At 69.7% G+C, this 14,716-nt stretch carries 14 protein-coding genes; 8 read left to right on the top strand and 6 right to left on the bottom strand.

Annotation, left to right across the window (positions count from 1 at the left end; all coding sequences use genetic code 11):
• The first annotated feature begins 48 nt into the window (after nt 1-48).
• A complete protein-coding gene (locus tag ACFX43_RS26485; RefSeq protein WP_378838469.1) occupies nt 49-519 on the top strand; it encodes an Lrp/AsnC family transcriptional regulator in 471 nt (156 codons plus the stop codon).
• 8 nt (nt 520-527) lie between these two features.
• On the opposite strand, the gene ACFX43_RS26480 is transcribed toward ACFX43_RS26485, so the two are convergent.
• Both ACFX43_RS26480 and ACFX43_RS26475 read right to left on the bottom strand, forming a co-directional pair.
• A complete protein-coding gene (locus tag ACFX43_RS26480; RefSeq protein WP_378838463.1) occupies nt 528-1,613 on the bottom strand; it encodes a sensor histidine kinase in 1,086 nt (361 codons plus the stop codon).
• A gap of 10 nt (nt 1,614-1,623) precedes the next feature.
• Nucleotides 1,624-2,289 (bottom strand): response regulator transcription factor, encoded by a 666-nt coding sequence (locus ACFX43_RS26475; RefSeq protein WP_141804182.1) that lies wholly within the window; start codon nt 2,287-2,289, stop codon nt 1,624-1,626.
• Between the two features lie 85 nt (nt 2,290-2,374).
• Here ACFX43_RS26475 and ACFX43_RS26470 point away from each other — a divergent pair, with 85 nt between their 5' ends.
• A complete protein-coding gene (locus ACFX43_RS26470; protein ID WP_378838451.1) occupies nt 2,375-2,866 on the top strand; it encodes a peptidoglycan bridge formation glycyltransferase FemA/FemB family protein in 492 nt (163 codons plus the stop codon).
• Here the strand turns inward: ACFX43_RS26470 and ACFX43_RS26465 are convergent.
• The gene (locus tag ACFX43_RS26465; RefSeq protein WP_378838444.1) at nt 2,814-4,124 is read right to left on the bottom strand and encodes an ATP-binding protein; all 1,311 of its coding nucleotides are present in this window, start codon (nt 4,122-4,124) and stop codon (nt 2,814-2,816) included. The genes ACFX43_RS26470 and ACFX43_RS26465 overlap by 53 nt on opposite strands.
• A gap of 26 nt (nt 4,125-4,150) precedes the next feature.
• Nucleotides 4,151-4,828 (bottom strand): response regulator transcription factor, encoded by a 678-nt coding sequence (locus ACFX43_RS26460; protein WP_378838440.1) that lies wholly within the window; start codon nt 4,826-4,828, stop codon nt 4,151-4,153.
• An 80-nt stretch (nt 4,829-4,908) separates the two neighbouring features.
• On the opposite strand from ACFX43_RS26460, the gene ACFX43_RS26455 reads away from it, so the two are divergent.
• Together ACFX43_RS26455 and ACFX43_RS26450 are read left to right on the top strand one after the other, a co-directional pair.
• Nucleotides 4,909-5,241: a PepSY domain-containing protein gene (locus ACFX43_RS26455; protein ID WP_378838431.1), complete on the top strand. Its 333-nt coding sequence runs from the start codon at nt 4,909-4,911 to the stop codon at nt 5,239-5,241.
• Between the two features lie 14 nt (nt 5,242-5,255).
• Entirely contained in the window at nt 5,256-6,023 is a 768-nt protein-coding gene (locus ACFX43_RS26450) for a hypothetical protein (RefSeq protein ID WP_378838425.1), read from the top strand.
• Between the two features lie 2 nt (nt 6,024-6,025).
• Here ACFX43_RS26450 and ACFX43_RS26445 read toward each other — a convergent pair whose 3' ends face one another.
• Together ACFX43_RS26445 and ACFX43_RS26440 are read right to left on the bottom strand one after the other, a co-directional pair.
• Nucleotides 6,026-7,879 carry a YhgE/Pip family protein gene (locus ACFX43_RS26445; protein ID WP_378838420.1) on the bottom strand — a complete coding sequence of 618 codons (1,854 nt, stop codon included), beginning with the start codon at nt 7,877-7,879 and terminating at the stop codon, nt 6,026-6,028.
• Nucleotides 7,876-8,529 carry a hypothetical protein gene (locus tag ACFX43_RS26440; RefSeq protein ID WP_378838417.1) on the bottom strand — a complete coding sequence of 218 codons (654 nt, stop codon included), beginning with the start codon at nt 8,527-8,529 and terminating at the stop codon, nt 7,876-7,878. Before ACFX43_RS26440 ends, ACFX43_RS26445 begins: the two co-directional genes overlap by 4 nt.
• Nucleotides 8,530-8,651: 122 nt before the next feature.
• Here ACFX43_RS26440 and ACFX43_RS26435 point away from each other — a divergent pair, with 122 nt between their 5' ends.
• The 4 genes from ACFX43_RS26435 to ACFX43_RS26420 all read left to right on the top strand — a co-directional run bounded on the left by ACFX43_RS26435 (nt 8,652) and on the right by ACFX43_RS26420 (nt 14,667).
• Complete coding sequence (locus ACFX43_RS26435; protein ID WP_378838414.1) at nt 8,652-10,010, top strand: flavin monoamine oxidase family protein; 1,359 nt, start codon at nt 8,652-8,654, stop codon at nt 10,008-10,010.
• A gap of 205 nt (nt 10,011-10,215) precedes the next feature.
• Nucleotides 10,216-11,352, top strand: coding sequence for an alkaline phosphatase PhoX (locus ACFX43_RS26430; RefSeq protein ID WP_378838408.1), 1,137 nt, complete (start codon nt 10,216-10,218; stop codon nt 11,350-11,352).
• A 280-nt stretch (nt 11,353-11,632) separates the two neighbouring features.
• Complete coding sequence (locus ACFX43_RS26425) at nt 11,633-12,121, top strand: DUF6326 family protein (RefSeq protein WP_378838403.1); 489 nt, start codon at nt 11,633-11,635, stop codon at nt 12,119-12,121.
• Between the two features lie 224 nt (nt 12,122-12,345).
• Nucleotides 12,346-14,667: a carbohydrate-binding protein gene (locus ACFX43_RS26420; RefSeq protein WP_378838399.1), complete on the top strand. Its 2,322-nt coding sequence runs from the start codon at nt 12,346-12,348 to the stop codon at nt 14,665-14,667.
• Nucleotides 14,668-14,716 lie beyond the last annotated feature (49 nt).

Genomic DNA, 14,716 nt, shown 5'->3' with positions numbered 1-14,716 from the left:
GACCAGTCTGAACCACGGTTTGCTAGACAATCTGACTACCATCGAGCCATGAACCTCGACGACCTCGACGTCACCCTGCTGGAGACCCTGCACGCCCACCCGCGAGTCGGCGACCTCGAGCTCTCCCGGGTCGCCGGCGTCGCCCGCGCCACCGTGCAGAGCCGGCTGCGCAAGATGACCGAGGCCGGGGTGATCCGCGACTGGGCACCGACGGTCGACCCGGCCGCCGCCGGCCACACGGTGCAGGCGTTCGTGACCCTGGAGATCTCCCAGGGAGCCCTCGAGGACGTACGTCGCGACCTCGCCGAGATCCCCGAGGTGCTGGAGGCGTACGTCACCACCGGCTCCTTCGACGTCTTCTGCAAGGTGGCGACCGGGTCGCACGCGAAGCTCCAGGAGGTGCTCGTGCGCATCGACCAGTCCCACGCCGTCGTCCGCTCGACCAGCGTGGTCACCCTCTCCACGCTCATCGAGCCGCGCACTCTGGACCTGCTGCGTACGGGAGCCGCGCCGCGCTGACCGCCGGCTCAGGAGGCTCTGGGCAGCTCGACCGAGACCCGGAGCCCACCGCCGGAGCGGGCGAGGACGGCGAGGTTGCCGTCGTGTGCGCGGGTGATGCTCTTGACGATCGCCAGGCCCAGACCGACACCGGCGTGGTCGCCGTGGATGCGCTGGGTGCCTCGCTGGAACGGCTCGGTGAGCGTCGCGACGAGCTCGCGGGAGAGCCGCTCGCCCGTGTTGGCGACGGTGAGGACGACGCTCCTCTCGTTGGCGCCGATGGTGACCGTCACCGACCCGTCCTCGGGCAGGTTGTGGACGATCGCGTTGTGGATGAGGTTGGTCGCGACCTGCAGCAGCAGGGCCGGCGAGCCGCTGACCGAGGCCTGGCCACCGGCGGTCTCGATCCGCACCCCGCGCTGCTCGGCGAGCGGCAGCAGCGTCTCGACCGCCTCTTCGGCGACCAGCGACAGGTCGACCGGCTCCCGGACGAAGGAGCGCTGGTCGGCGCGGCTGAGCACGAGCAGGGCCTCGGTGAGGTCGATCGCGCGGGAGTTGATCAGGCGCAGCCGGCCGATGAGCTCGTCGACATCACGGTTCGGGTCCTTCCCGGCGACGTCGAGGAGAGTCTGCGTGATCGCGAGGGGGGTGCGCAGCTCGTGGGAGGCGTTGGCCGCGAACCGCTGCTGCTCGGCCACCTGCGACTCGAGCTTCGCGAGCATGTCGTCGAAGCCGTCGGCCAGCTCACGGAACTCGTCGCCGGGGCCGTCGAGCTCGATCCGGTGGGAGAGCGATCCATCGCCTGCCGTACGCGTGGCCTCGGTGATCTTCCTCAGCGGCGCGAGCATCCGGCCGGCGAGGATCCAGCCCCCGACCAGCCCGAACACGAGCAGGAAGCCCATCATCGTGGCCGCCCGCGGCACGAAGGCACGCTCGAGGTCGGAGCGGTTCGGGACGAAGGGAGCGCTCGGCCGACCCGGCTCCTGCGGCCACTCCATCCACACCCCGTCGGGGACGTAGCGCAGCAGGAAGACCCACACCACCGCGAGCAGCAGCACTCCGGTGACCACGATGACCCCGGCGTAGCTGAGCGTCAGCTTGAGTCGAACGCTCATCCCCGGGCGTCTAGGAATCGACATCGATCCGGTATCCGACGCCCGGCACGGTGGCGATGATCGCGGGCTCGCCGAGACGTTTGCGCAGGGCGGAGACGGTGATGCGTACGGCATTGGTGAAGGGGTCGGCGTTCTCGTCCCAGGCCCGCTCCAGCAGCTCCTCGGCGCTGACCACGCCGCCCTCGGCGGCGGCGAGGACCTCGAGCACCGCGAACTGCTTGCGGGTCAGCGCCACGTAGCGGCCGTCGCGGTAGACCTCGCGCCGGAACGGGTCGACCCGCAGGCCGGCGATCTCCCGCACCGGCGGCCGGTTGTAGGCACGCCGCCGGTCGAGCGCCCGCAGCCGCAGCACCAGCTCACGCAGCTCGAACGGCTTGGTCAGGTAGTCGTCGGCGCCGAGCTCGAACCCGGATGCCTTGTCGTCGAGCCGGTCGGCCGCGGTCAGCATCAGGATCGGCATCCCGGTGCCGGAGGCGACGATGCGCTTGGCGACCTCGTCGCCCGAGGGACCGGGGATGTCGCGGTCGAGCACGGCGATGTCGTAGGCGTTGACGCTCAACAGCTCCAGAGCCGTGTCGCCGTCACCGGCGATGTCGGCGGCGATCGCCTCCAGCCGCAGCCCGTCCCGGATCGCTCCAGCCATCAACGGCTCGTCCTCGACCACCAGCACCCGCATGCTCTGATCCTAGGTTGAGGACATATCGCCGACGTATCCGAAATGCCATACGCCCTGACGACATCTTCACGGGTTGACTGGCACGGTGACCTTCACTGTCCGACCGATCAGCCCCGCCGAGCACCTCGACCACGTCAGGTCGCGGCGGTCGGTCAGCTTCCTGCAGACCCCCGCCTGGGCCGACGTGAAGACCGAGTGGCGCAGCGAGTCGCTGGGTTGGTACGCCGGTGACCGGCTCGCCGGGACCGGGCTGGTGCTGCACCGGCCGGTGCCGCGGCTGGGCTACACGCTGGCCTACCTGCCCTGGGGCCCCGACATCGACTGGGCCGGCGGGCTCACCGTCTGGTTCCCGCCGCTGGTCGCCTNGCAGGATCCGCCCGACACCGGCGTCATTGGAATCATCAGACATCATTTGTCTGTTGTCAACCGTCTGTTGTTTCCATGCGTGAATTCGAAGGCCACGGCCGCCGGCGGATGCTCGATCGCCTCTACCGCGGCCGGGGTCTGGTCCGGCCCGATGCCGGCTACCGGTCCTGCGGCGACGCGATCATCAGACGTACGCAGGTGTGGCCGTTGACGCGCTCCACGCCGAGCGAGCCGCCGTGTGCCCGGGCGATCTCACGAACGATCATCAGGCCGAGGCCCGGGTTTCGCGGCCAGGCGTGCTCCGGGAAGCCGTCGCCCTCGTCGGTGACGGTGACGACTGCGCTGCCGGACTCAGCGCTGACTGCGACCTCGACGTCACCGGCGCCGTGCCGGATCGCGTTGTCGACGAGGTTGGACAGGGCCCGGTCGAGCCGGGTGACGTCGCCATGGATCTCGACGGGTCCTGGCGCCGTCAGCTCGATGCCACGACGCCCGGCGGCCGGCCGGAACCTCTCCACGACGCGCGCGGCCAGGTCCACCAGGTCGACCGGACGCGACTCGATCGGCATCGAGAGCTCGCCGGAACCAGCTCGTTCGAGAAGATCCTCGGCCAGGGCGATCAGGCGGCGGACCTCGTCGTCGACGGAGTGTAGAGCCAGCCTGAGCTCCTCGGGGGTCCGCTCTCCGGCCAGCGCCAGCTCGATCTCGGTGAGCATCAGCGCCAGCGGCGTACGCAGGTCGTGACTGGCATCGGCGACGAACCTGCGTTCCCGCTGCAGGCCCTCGTCGAGGCGCCCGATCATGGCGTTGAGGGTGAGCGCGAGCCGGCGCAGCTCGTCGTCGGCTTCTGGGACCGGGAGGCGTTCGCCGGCACTGCGAGCGGAGATCGTGGCCGCGCGGGCGCGCATCCGCTCGATCGGTCGCAGACCCGCACCGGCGACGATGTATCCGAGTCCACCGGCCACGGCCAGCGCGAGCGGCCCGGCGATCAGCAGCTGGTTGCGCAGGGTGGCGAGGGCCTCGTCCGCGTCCTCCCGCGACGTACCGACGACCAAGAAGCCCTCCTCTACCGGCTTGACCAGGAGAACGAGCCTCTCCTGTTCCGGATCAGGCTTTCCCGCGGCTGCGGCGTCGTCGTCGAGGACGAAGACGGTCCTCTCGAGCCAGCCGCTCCTGCCCGATGCCCGGAGCTCCGCGGGCTCGAGGAGCGGGCCGGCGACGAGCCTCGAGGACGCCCGTACGTCACCCCGTGCCGTCAGGACCTGGGCATGGACCTCCCCGCCGAGAGCCGAGACGGATTCCAGCCGGTCGCGCCCCGACGCCGATTCGAGCCGGTCCGCCTCGGCCCCCACCGAGTCCCGGAGACGATCCTCCAGCGCGTCGCTCACCCGCAGCTGGACGAGGACGCCGAGGCCGGCGACCGCGATCGCTGTCGCTGCCAGGAAGGCGAGCGCGACCCTGGTCCGCAACGGCCATCGTGCCGGCGGCCAGGCCCTCACGACGTCTCCGCGGTGAGTCGGTAGCCCACGCCGCGTACGGTGTGCAGGGTGTTCACGCCGAAGGGTCGGTCGATCTTCGCGCGCAGGTAGCGAACGTAGACGTCGACGACGTTGGAGATGACGTCGTGTTGGTCGCCCCACGCCAGGGCGAGCAGCTGGTCTCGGGTGAGCACCTGGTCGCACCGCCGCATGAGGGCTTCCAGGAGGGCGAACTCCCTGGTCGAGAGCGACAGCTCGGTCGACCCACGCCAGGCTCGCCGCACCGCCGGGTCCATCCGCAGGTCCCCCACCTCCAGCTCCGTCGGCCGCGGCACCGGGCCACGTCGGGCGAGAGCACGCATCCGGGCCAGCAGCTCCTGGAATGCGAAGGGCTTGGCCAGATAGTCGTCGGCGCCGCTGTCCAGGCCGGCGATACGATCCACCACCGCGGTGCGTGCGGTCAGCATCAGGATCGGGGTCCACACCCGTGCCGCCCGCAGCCGGCGACAGACCTCGAACCCGTCGAGGTCGGGCAGCATGACGTCGAGCAGCATCACGTCGTACTCGCCTCCGCGGGCCGAGGCGAGTGCCTGCCTCCCGGTCCCGACGGCGTCGACGATGCCGCCGTGCTCGGTGAGCCCTCGGGCCACGAGCGCGGCGAGCTTCTCCTCGTCCTCGACCAGCAGCACCCGCACGCTGTTCATGCTAGGCGCGCAGATGAGGGTCGGATGAGAGACTCATCGGCTCCTCATCCGACCGGCATAGCGTCGGTGACATGAGTCCGAGAATGAATCGCAAGCGCATCGCCATGGTCGTCGCCGGCGCGGCCGCGGTCACGGCCGGGACCGTCGGCGCAGCACGTGCCCTGTCCGGCGACGACGACAGCCACGAACAACCCATCCCGGCCACCGAGCTCGAGCAGGCCGAGCAGGCCGCGCTGGCGGAGACCGGCGGCGGCACCGTCACCGGGACCGAGGTCGACGACGAGGAGAGCAAGTACGAGGTCGAGGTGACCCTCGACAACGGCAACCAGGTCGACGTCCAGCTCGACGAGGACTTCCAGGTCGTCGGCACCGAGGGCGACGACGACTCCCGCTCGGACGACTGACCCGAGGTCGTACGATGCCTCGCCTCTCCGTCGCCCTGATCTGCTGCGTCCTGATGGCCACCGGCTGCGGCGCCCGGGGCGAGGCGCTCCCACAATCCGACGAGCGGGTGGATCTCGACCCCGCCGAGTTCAGCACCGAGATCACGAACCCCTGGTTCCCGCTCGACCCGGGAACCCGCTGGACCTACCGCGAGACCACCGAGGACGGCGAGATCGTCGAGGTTGTCGTCACGGCCACCTCGGTGACCCGCGAGATCGCGAATGGCGTCACCGCCCGGGTCGTACGCGACACCGTCACCCTCGACGGCGAGATCATCGAGGACACCCTCGACTGGTACGCCCAGGACGAGGCCGGCACGGTCTGGTACCTCGGCGAGGACACCGCGGAGTTCGAGGACGGGAGAGTCACCACCCGCGAGGGATCCTTCGAGGCCGGGGTGGACGCCGCCGAGGCCGGAGTGATCATGCCCGCCTCTCCCGAGGTCGGCATGACCTACCGACAGGAGTTCTACGAAGGCCATGCCGAGGACAACGGCGAGGTCCTCGACCTCGACCAACGGGCCGGCGTCCCCGCCGGTGAGTACGACGACCTGGTGAAGACCGCCGACACGACCCCGCTCGAACCCGACGTGCTGGAGCACAAGTTCTACGCGCCGGACGTCGGCTTGGTCCTCACGATCGACAAGGGGGCCGGCGGTCGCGAGGAGCTCCTCTCGGTCACCCATGTCTCCCCCGCGGACGCTCGCCGCGCCGGCGAAGCACGGCTCGGCGAGGCGTACTGACCTCAGATGGCGATCTCCGGACGCACCCGCTTGGGCGTCCAGACGCGCTGCCGACGGGCGCCGTAGCTGGTCAGCAGCAGTGCGCCGACGAGGAAGGCGGCCAGGACGAGAGCGTCGGCGACGACGCGTCCCGAGAGCCCGCCGTACATCAGCTGGCGCAGCCCGTCGACGGCGTAGCTCATCGGCAGTACGTGGTGGAGCCAGTGCAGCGGCTCGGGAATGGTCTGCCAGGGGAACGTTCCGCCCGCGGTGACGAGCTGGACGACCATCAGGACCAGGCCGAGGAACTGGCCCGGCGCACCGAGGAGCGCGTTGAGCATGTGCACGATCGCGATGAAGGTCGCCGAGGTGAGCAGCAGGAATCCCAGCGTGCCGAGCCAGTTCACCGGGGTGATGTCGACGGCGAGACCGACGACCACGAGCACGACGACCATCTGCACGACGCCGATGAGCGCCGGGGTGAGCCAGCCTCCCAGGGCCACTCGCAGCGGGGTCTGGTTAGCGGCGAGCGCGCGGGTCGAGATCGGCCGGACGAGCAGGAAGAGGACGTACCCGCCGATCCATGCGCCGAGAGCGAGGAAGAACGGCGCCAGCCCGGCTCCGTAGGACGACGCCTTCGCCTCGGAGACCGAGTCGATGGCGACCGGGTCGGCGATGGTCGAGGCGATCCGGTCCCGCAGCTCCTCGTTGGTGGCGGGTGCCTGCGCGGCGCCGTCCTGCAGCCCCTTCTTCAGGTCGCCGGCGCCGGTGGCGAGCTGGGCGGCGCCGTCACGCAGCTTGGTCGCTCCGGTGCTGAGCTCGCCGGCACCGTCGGCAGCCTGGGAGATCCCGGCGACGAGATCGGGCATCGCGTCGGCGAGCTGCTCGTTGCCGTCGGCCACCTGGTCAGCGCCGGTGGCGAGCTGGTCGAGCTGGCCGGAGACGTCGCCGACCCGCTGGTCGACACGGTCGAGCGGGGCGGAGCCACGGTCATAGATGGCCAGCACCTCGGCTCGCTGCTGCTCGTCCAGCCCCTGCGCCGCGAGCCGGGCGTCGAGGTCGTCCCGATTCGACTCGTAGGCGGCGACGGCGTCATCGACCGCGGTCGCGGCCCGCTGCCCGGTGGCAGCGATCTCGCCGTTGGCGTCGGCGACCTTGCGGGCGCCGGTGGCGAGCTCGCGCGTCTTGCTGGGCAGGTCGGTGACCTTGCCCTCGATGGTGTTCAGGCCGTTCTCGAGGTCGTCGGCTCCGGTGGCCAGCTTCCCGGCTCCATCGCGGAGCGTACCCGCGCCCTTCTCCAGCTTCGCGGCACCGTCGGCGGCCTTCACCAGACCCGAGCGGAGATCGGAGATGCCGAGCAGGAAGTTGGCCGCGGCCTGCTCGGAGACCTCGCTGGCGATGGCGTCGCGGACCTTGTCGGTGACGTTGGTCGCGATCGTCGTGGACAGGTAGGAGTTGGCGTCGTTGGTGATGACCTGGATCTGCGCCTGCTTCGGGTCGAGCCGCTCCGCCCCGGTCAGCGTCCGGGAGAACCCCTCCGGGATCCGCAGGGCGAAGTAGTAGTCGCCCTCCCGGATGTCCTTCTCCGCCGTGGCCGCAGAGACCTCCGACCAGTCGAAGTCGCCCGACTTCAGGAGCTTGTCGGCGACATCGCGTCCGGCGTCGATCTTCGTGCCGTCGGTCGTGGTGGCCCCGGTGTCCTCCACGATGAGGGCCGCCGGGAGCTCATCGAAGTGAGCGTACGGATCGTGGTTGGCGTAGAGGTAGAGCCCGGCGTAGAGCGTGGGGACGAGGACGAGCGCCACGATGACGAGCTTCGCCAGCCGTCCGGCCGTGATCCGGCGCAGCTCGGTCAGGGCGATACGCAGCGAGTTCATGCTTCCTCCGTCGGACCGATGGTGAACCGACGCACGCCGGCGGGGATGGTCACCGCGCGACTCGCGGTGACGAGGACGCCGGGCCGGCTCTGGGAGCCGGCTAGGTCGTTGGCGATGTCCAGCCACAGTGCGACCGGCAGGCCGAGCCGCTCGGGATAGGTGAGGACGAGGAAGCGGGTGCCTGGCCGCAGCAGCGCCATACGGGCGAGGATCTCCAGGCGCGGTCGTGGCGGGACGGCCTCCGTGGTGATGCCGGTCGCCAGGTCGTACTCCCCCAGCCAGCCGTCGATGGCTGCAGCGCTCGGCCTGTGCTTCGCCATGGCGAGCTCCTCACCGAGGATCGTGCGGAACGGCACCACCTCGTCCGGCTCGGAGACCCCCGGCACGTCGACCAGCGCCACCGCCGCCTGCAGGAGCCGAGGCGACGCGTCCCCGTCCAGCTCCACCCTGCCCGCATCCAGCCGGAGCCGGCCGGCCAGCGCCAGAGCCAGCGACGTGTGCCCGCCTCCCGGCGGGCCGACGGCCACCGCGACCTCACCCCCGTGCAGCGTCAACGACGTGGTCGGGAGCAGGTCCCGAGCCCCCTGCCGAACACGCACGCCGAGGGCTCGCAGCCTCGTCGTCTCCTCTTCGACCGCGTCCTCGCTCATGGCCAAACCCTGTCATCAAATGTCGGCAAAGACCGTCAGGCACAACGATCCAGCCGCAGCCGCACCGCGAACGTCGTACCGTGATTTCAGCCGTACGACCGACGTGAACGGAGGCTCCCGCGATGCCCGACGATACCGACGTGGTCGTGGTGGGAGCCGGCCTGGCCGGCCTGAGCGCGGCCCACGAGCTCACTGCTGCCGGAAAGTCCGTCGTGGTGCTGGAGGCACGGGACCGGGTCGGCGGTCGCACCGAGGGCGGGATCCTCGAGGGGCACCCGATCGAGCTCGGCGGCACGTGGATCGGGGAGGGTCACACCGAGATGTACCGGCTCGTCGACGAGCTGGGCCTGGAGACCTTCCCGACCTGGAACGACGCCGGAGAGCTGCTCCTCGACCTCGGCGGCAAGCAGTCCCGGCTCGGACCGCAGAAGGGCGCTACGCCCAAGTTCAACCCGATCGTCCTGGCCGACCTCGCCCAGGGCCTGGCCCGCTACGAGAGGCTCGCGCGTGGCGTCGACGTCGAGCGTCCGTGGGCTCACCCCAAGGCCGCGCTGCTGGACGGGCAGACCTTCGAGTCGTGGATCCGTCGCAACCTGAGGACGGCGACCGGGCGGTCCTACTTCCGCGTGCTGGCCGAGGCGCTCTACTCGGCCGACTCCTCCGACCTCTCCCTGCTGCACACGCTCTTCTACACGATCAGCAACGGCGATCTCGAGACGCTCGCCTCCACCGACAGCGGCGCCCAGAAGGACCGCGTCGTCGGTGGATCGGTGCTGGTCTCGCAGCGCCTCGCCGAAAGCCAGGACGTACGGTTCGGGTCGCCCGTGGCACGGATCGTCCAGACTGACGCGAGTGCCACCGCCATCACCCGCGCCGGCGAGTCGCACACGGCACGACACGTTCTCGTCACCCTGCCTCCGACCCTCGCCGGGCGGCTCGACTACGACCCGATCCTTCCCGCCGGCCGCGACCAGCTCACGCAGCGTGTGCCGGCCGGAACGGTCGTGAAGTGCTTCGCGGCGTACCCGAAGCCGTTCTGGCGCGAGCAGGGGCTCAACGGCCAGGCGATGTCCGACCTCGGCCCGGTCAAGATCACCTTCGACGTGTCCCCTCCCGGCGCGGAGGTCGGCATCCTGATCGGTTTCGTCGAGGCAGGCGAGGCCCGCAGCTGGCAGCGTCTTCCCGACGGAGAGCGCCGCCGCGGCGTCATCGACTGCTTCGTGCGCTATTTCGGGAGCGAGGCGGCCACACCGATCTCGTACGTCGAGAAGGACTGGAGCGCCGAGGAGTTCACCCGCGGCTGCTACGGCGCCGGTTTCGGTCCCGGTGTCTGGACGAACTACGGACCGATCCTGCGCGAGCCCGTCGGACGGATCCACTGGGCCGGATCGGAGTACGCCACCGAATGGAGCGGCTACATGGAGGGAGCCGTCCGCTCGGGTCTACGGACCGCCGAGGAGATCCTCGCGGCACTGGCGTGACCACAAGCCCTATCAGGACTCGAGGACCTGCTTGAGCTCGGCCAGGTCCCTGGTCGTCGCTCGTCGCATGGCCCGCTCCTTGTCCGCCGCGGTCGGCGCCTGTGCGTTGAGCATTGTTCGTCCTGAAGACGCCTCGACCAGGGTCCGGATCTCTAGCGTTTGTCGCGCACATTTCCATCTGCCGAGACTCCAGAAGGACTCCACCATGGATCGTCGCAACTTCTTACGTGCCGCCGTTGTCGGCGCTGGAACCGTCGCCTTCGGGTTCAGCGTCACTCGTCCCGCCATCGCCTACCCCGCCAAGACCGGACCGAGCCCCTACGGCGCTCTTCAGGCCGCCGACGCCAACGGCATCATGCTGCCCCCAGGGTTCACCAGCCGGGTGGTCGCCCGCTCGACGAGGACTGTCGCGAACACCGGGTACACCTGGCACAGCGCCCCGGACGGCGGCGTCTGCTTCGCCGACGGAACCGGCTGGATCTACGTCTCCAACTCGGAGATGAGCAGCGGTGCCGGCGGCGTCAGCGCCATCAAGTTCGACAGCAACGCCAACATCACCAACGCCTACCGCATCCTCGGCAACACCACCCGGAACTGCGCGGGCGGTCCGACGCCGTGGAACACCTGGATCTCGTGCGAGGAGCACGACACGGGCTACAGCTGGGAGACCGACCCGTGGGGCGTCAAGCCAGCCGTCCGTCGTGCCGCGATGGGTCGGTTCACGCACGAGGCCGCGGCCTGCGACCCGGTGCGCAAGGTCGTCTACCAGACCGAGGACAAGAGCGACGGCGGCTTCTACCGCTTCGTCCCGACCACTTGGGGAGACCTGTCCGCCGGGAAGTTGCAGGTGCTCACCACGAACCTCACCTGGGCCGATGTCCCCGACCCCGACGGATCGCCCACGCCGACGCGCGATCAGGTGTCGAACATGAAGCTGTTCAACGGCGGTGAAGGCGCCTACTACCGCAACGACATCTGCTACTTCACCACCAAGGGCGACAACAAGGTGTGGGCCTACAACGCCGCCGCCAACACCCTCGACGTCGTCTACGACGACAACCTGACCAGCAACCCACCGCTCACCGGCGTCGACAACATCACCGGCGCCTCGGCAGGAGACCTCTACGTCGCCGAGGACGGCGGCAACATGGAGATCTGCATCATCACCCCCGACGACGTCGTGGCACCGTTCCTCCGAGTCACCGGGCAGAGCTCGTCAGAGCTTTGCGGCGTGGCGTTCAACCCGGCCGGCAACCGCATGTACTTCTCCTCCCAGCGAGGCACGAGCGGCTCTTCCAGCGGTGGCATCACCTACGAGATCAGCGGCCCCTTCCGCTCCTAGCCGGCCGAACCGCATAGCCCCGAAAACCACGTAGGCCCGGACCTCTCGGTCCGGGCCTACGCCTTGGAGTAGCGGAGACAGGCCACGAACGAAGAGAACCGAGAGCAGCCCGGGGACGCCCCATCCGACCACCACGGGTCGCCAGGCCAAGCCCGGCCGAAAGTACGAGATAGGGGCCATGCCATCGGCCAGGGGAACTCCGGCCTCCAGGCGGATCCGCCCGCTGCCGTCCGCTGCGATCGTGGACGTACCGATCCTCACCACGACAACGGAGCCCAAGATGAGAACACGTCGACCCACCACCACTCTGGAGGACCAGCCGATCCCGGTGAGGGCCAAGCTCGCCGCAGCGTGGACGAGCTTCATGTTCCTCTACGCCTACGTGGACATTCTCAACTTCTTCACACCCGGCGTCATCGACGACCTCCTCGACGGCAAGGTCTTCGAGTTCGACCTCTCCCAGACCTTCTCGACCGCGGCGCTGACCCTCGTGGCCATCCCGATCTTCATGGTCGTGCTGTCGATGACGCTGCCCGCCCGGGCGAGCCGCATCACGAACCTCGTCGTGGCCTCGGTCTACGTCCCCGTCACGGCCTTCAACGCGGCGGGCGAGTCCTGGCTGTTCTTCTACGGCCTCGGCATCGTGCTGGAGCTGATCCTTCTCGCCCTCATCGTGCGGTACGCCTGGACCTGGCCCCGCACAGCACCATCGGTGACCGTGACGACCAGACCGGACAGCGAAACCGTTCGCGCCCAGCAGCAAGCGTGATCCCGAGGGCAGTCCCGTCATGGTCTCGACAACAGCGCGCTGCACGACCCGCTTTCACTGATCACAGGACAGACCGGTAGGGCGGCGCCGACGAACGGACCTCAAAGATTCCGGCCAGCGGCAACCCTTTGCAGTGCGTGTGACCACTAGGAAGCGGATCCAGGCCACCCAGTCGCCTGGATCCGCCTTCCTCCGGTGAATGACATGCAAGGAGCACATCCCCCATGGACAACCCCACGTACCGTGCGCGCCGCGGACGTCACCGCCGCCGCTGGACCGCGATCGGTCTGCTGGTCGGCGTGCCCGCCATCGTCGTGCCCTCCCTCGTGTTCGCGCAGGAGGAGTCGCGGACCGCGACCGTCGACGGCAGCGCCCACAACCAGCAGACTTCCGTGCGCAGTGGCCAGGTGCTCGACGACAACGGCTCCTCCACAGCCGACGGCACCGCTATCCAGCAGGAGCAGGTGGAGTCGGCCCAGTCCCAGACGGCCCAGACCCAGACGACCGGGTCCGGACCGTACAGGTGGAAGAACGCCCAGGTGGTGGGCGGCGGTTACGTCACCGGTCTGGTGTTCAACCCGCGCGAGAAGGGCCTGCTGTACGCGCGCACCGACATGGGCGGCGCCTACCGCTGGAACGCCGCGGCCGAGCGGTGGATCCCGCTGACCGACTGGCTCGGCGAGAAGGACTGGAACCTGCTGGGCATCGATTCGGTGGCCACCGACCCCGTCGCCCCCAAGCGGCTCTACCTCATGGCCGGCACCTACACCAACGACTGGGCAGGCAATGGCGCGATCCTGCGCTCCACGGACCGGGGCCGCACCTTCAAGCGTACCGATCTGCCGTTCAAGGTGGGGGCGAACGAGCACGGCCGCGGGACTGGCGAACGGCTCGTGGTCGACCCGGCCAACCACGGCACCCTGCTGCTGGGCAGCCGCAAGAACGGCCTGTGGCGCAGCACCGACTACGGCGCGACATGGCGCCAGGTCTCCTCCTTCCCAGTCAAGAACGGCGCGAGCAGCGGCGCGGGCATCTCCTTCGTGACGTACGGCAAGGCCGGCAGCAAGACGATCTACGTCGGTGTCGGCGACTCGTCGACCTCCCTGTACCGCTCCACCGACAGCGGCCGCACCTGGCGGGCCGTCTCCGGGCAGCCCACCGGCCAACTGCCGCAGCACGGCGTGGTCTCCGGTGACGGCTCGCTGTACCTGACCTACACCAACGCCCTCGGCCCCAACGGCGTGACGGCGGGCTCGGTGTGGAAGTACACGCCGAACCGCGGGGCGTGGAAGAACATCTCCCCGTCCCAGGGCAGCTACGGGTTCTCCGGTCTGGCCGTCGACCCGCGCAAGCCGTCCACGGTGATGGTCACCACCCTCGACCGCTGGTGGCCGGAGGACGAGATCTACCGCAGCACCGATGGCGGCGCGCACTGGAAGGCACTGGCCGAGAGGTCGAAGCGCAGCGCCGCCGGCGCCCCTTATGTCGGCACCCACACCGGGCACTGGATGACCGCCCTGGCCATCGATCCCTTCAACTCCGGGCACGTGCTGTACGGCACCGGCAACGCCATCTGGCGCAGCAAGGACGCGAACGCCTCCGACAGCGGCGGCACCAGCCACTGGGTCTCCGGGGCCCGCGGGCTGGAGGAGACCTCGCTGCTGGACGCGATCGCCCCTCCCGGCGGCGCCACCGTCATCACCTCCATGGGCGACCAGGGCGGCTTCCGGCACGACTCCCTGACCAAGGTGCCCTCCGGGCGGCTGGCGAACCCGATGATGACCAACAGCACCGACATCGACTTCGCCCAGTCCAAGCCCTCGACAATGGTCCGGGTCGGCCATGGCGGCGATCAGGACGGCGCCTACTCCACCGACGGCGGCACCACCTGGAGCGGCTTCAAGGCGGAGCCGGTCGCCGCCGCCAACGATGGCCGTGTCGCGCTCGCTGCGGACGGCTCCACCATCGTCTGGACCCAAGTCGGCCAGGCCCCGTACCGCTCGACCGACAAGGGGTCGAGCTGGTCGAGGGTCAGCGGCCTGGGCGCTGACGCCGTGGTCGTCGCCGACCGCTCCTCGGCCAAGACCTTCTACTCACTGTCCGGCGGGACGCTCTACGCCAGCACCGACGGCGGCGCGACCTTCACCGCCCGCGCCGGCAACCTGCCCTCCGGCCGGCTCACGGCCGTGCCCGGCATCGCCGGGGATCTGTGGATCGCCGGCAGTGACAGGGGACTGCTGCACTCCACCGACGGCGGCCGGAGCTTCGCCACGCTCGAGTCCGTGCAGTCCGCCTCCACCCTCGGCTTCGGCAGGGCCAAGCCGGGCACCGGCTACCAGGCCCTGTACCTGATCGGCACGGTCAAGGACGTCACCGGCGTCTTCCGCTCCACCGACAAGGGCGCGACCTGGCTCCGCGTCAACGACAACGCCCACCAGTGGGGCGCCATCGGCAGCGTCGGCGTCATCACCGGCGACCCCGACATCTACGGCCGCGTCTACATCGGCACAAACGGACGCGGTCTGCAGTACGGCGACCCGTCCTGACCCCACAACCCATCGAGCTCCGGGTCAGCCTGCCAGCAGGTTGACCCGG

It is taken from the genome of Nocardioides sp. YIM B13467 (assembly GCF_042788075.1).
Classification (GTDB): Bacteria; Actinomycetota; Actinomycetes; order Propionibacteriales; family Nocardioidaceae; genus Nocardioides.
The sequence above is the reverse complement of the archived record's forward strand: the minus strand, read 5'-3'. Positions and strand labels throughout refer to the sequence as shown.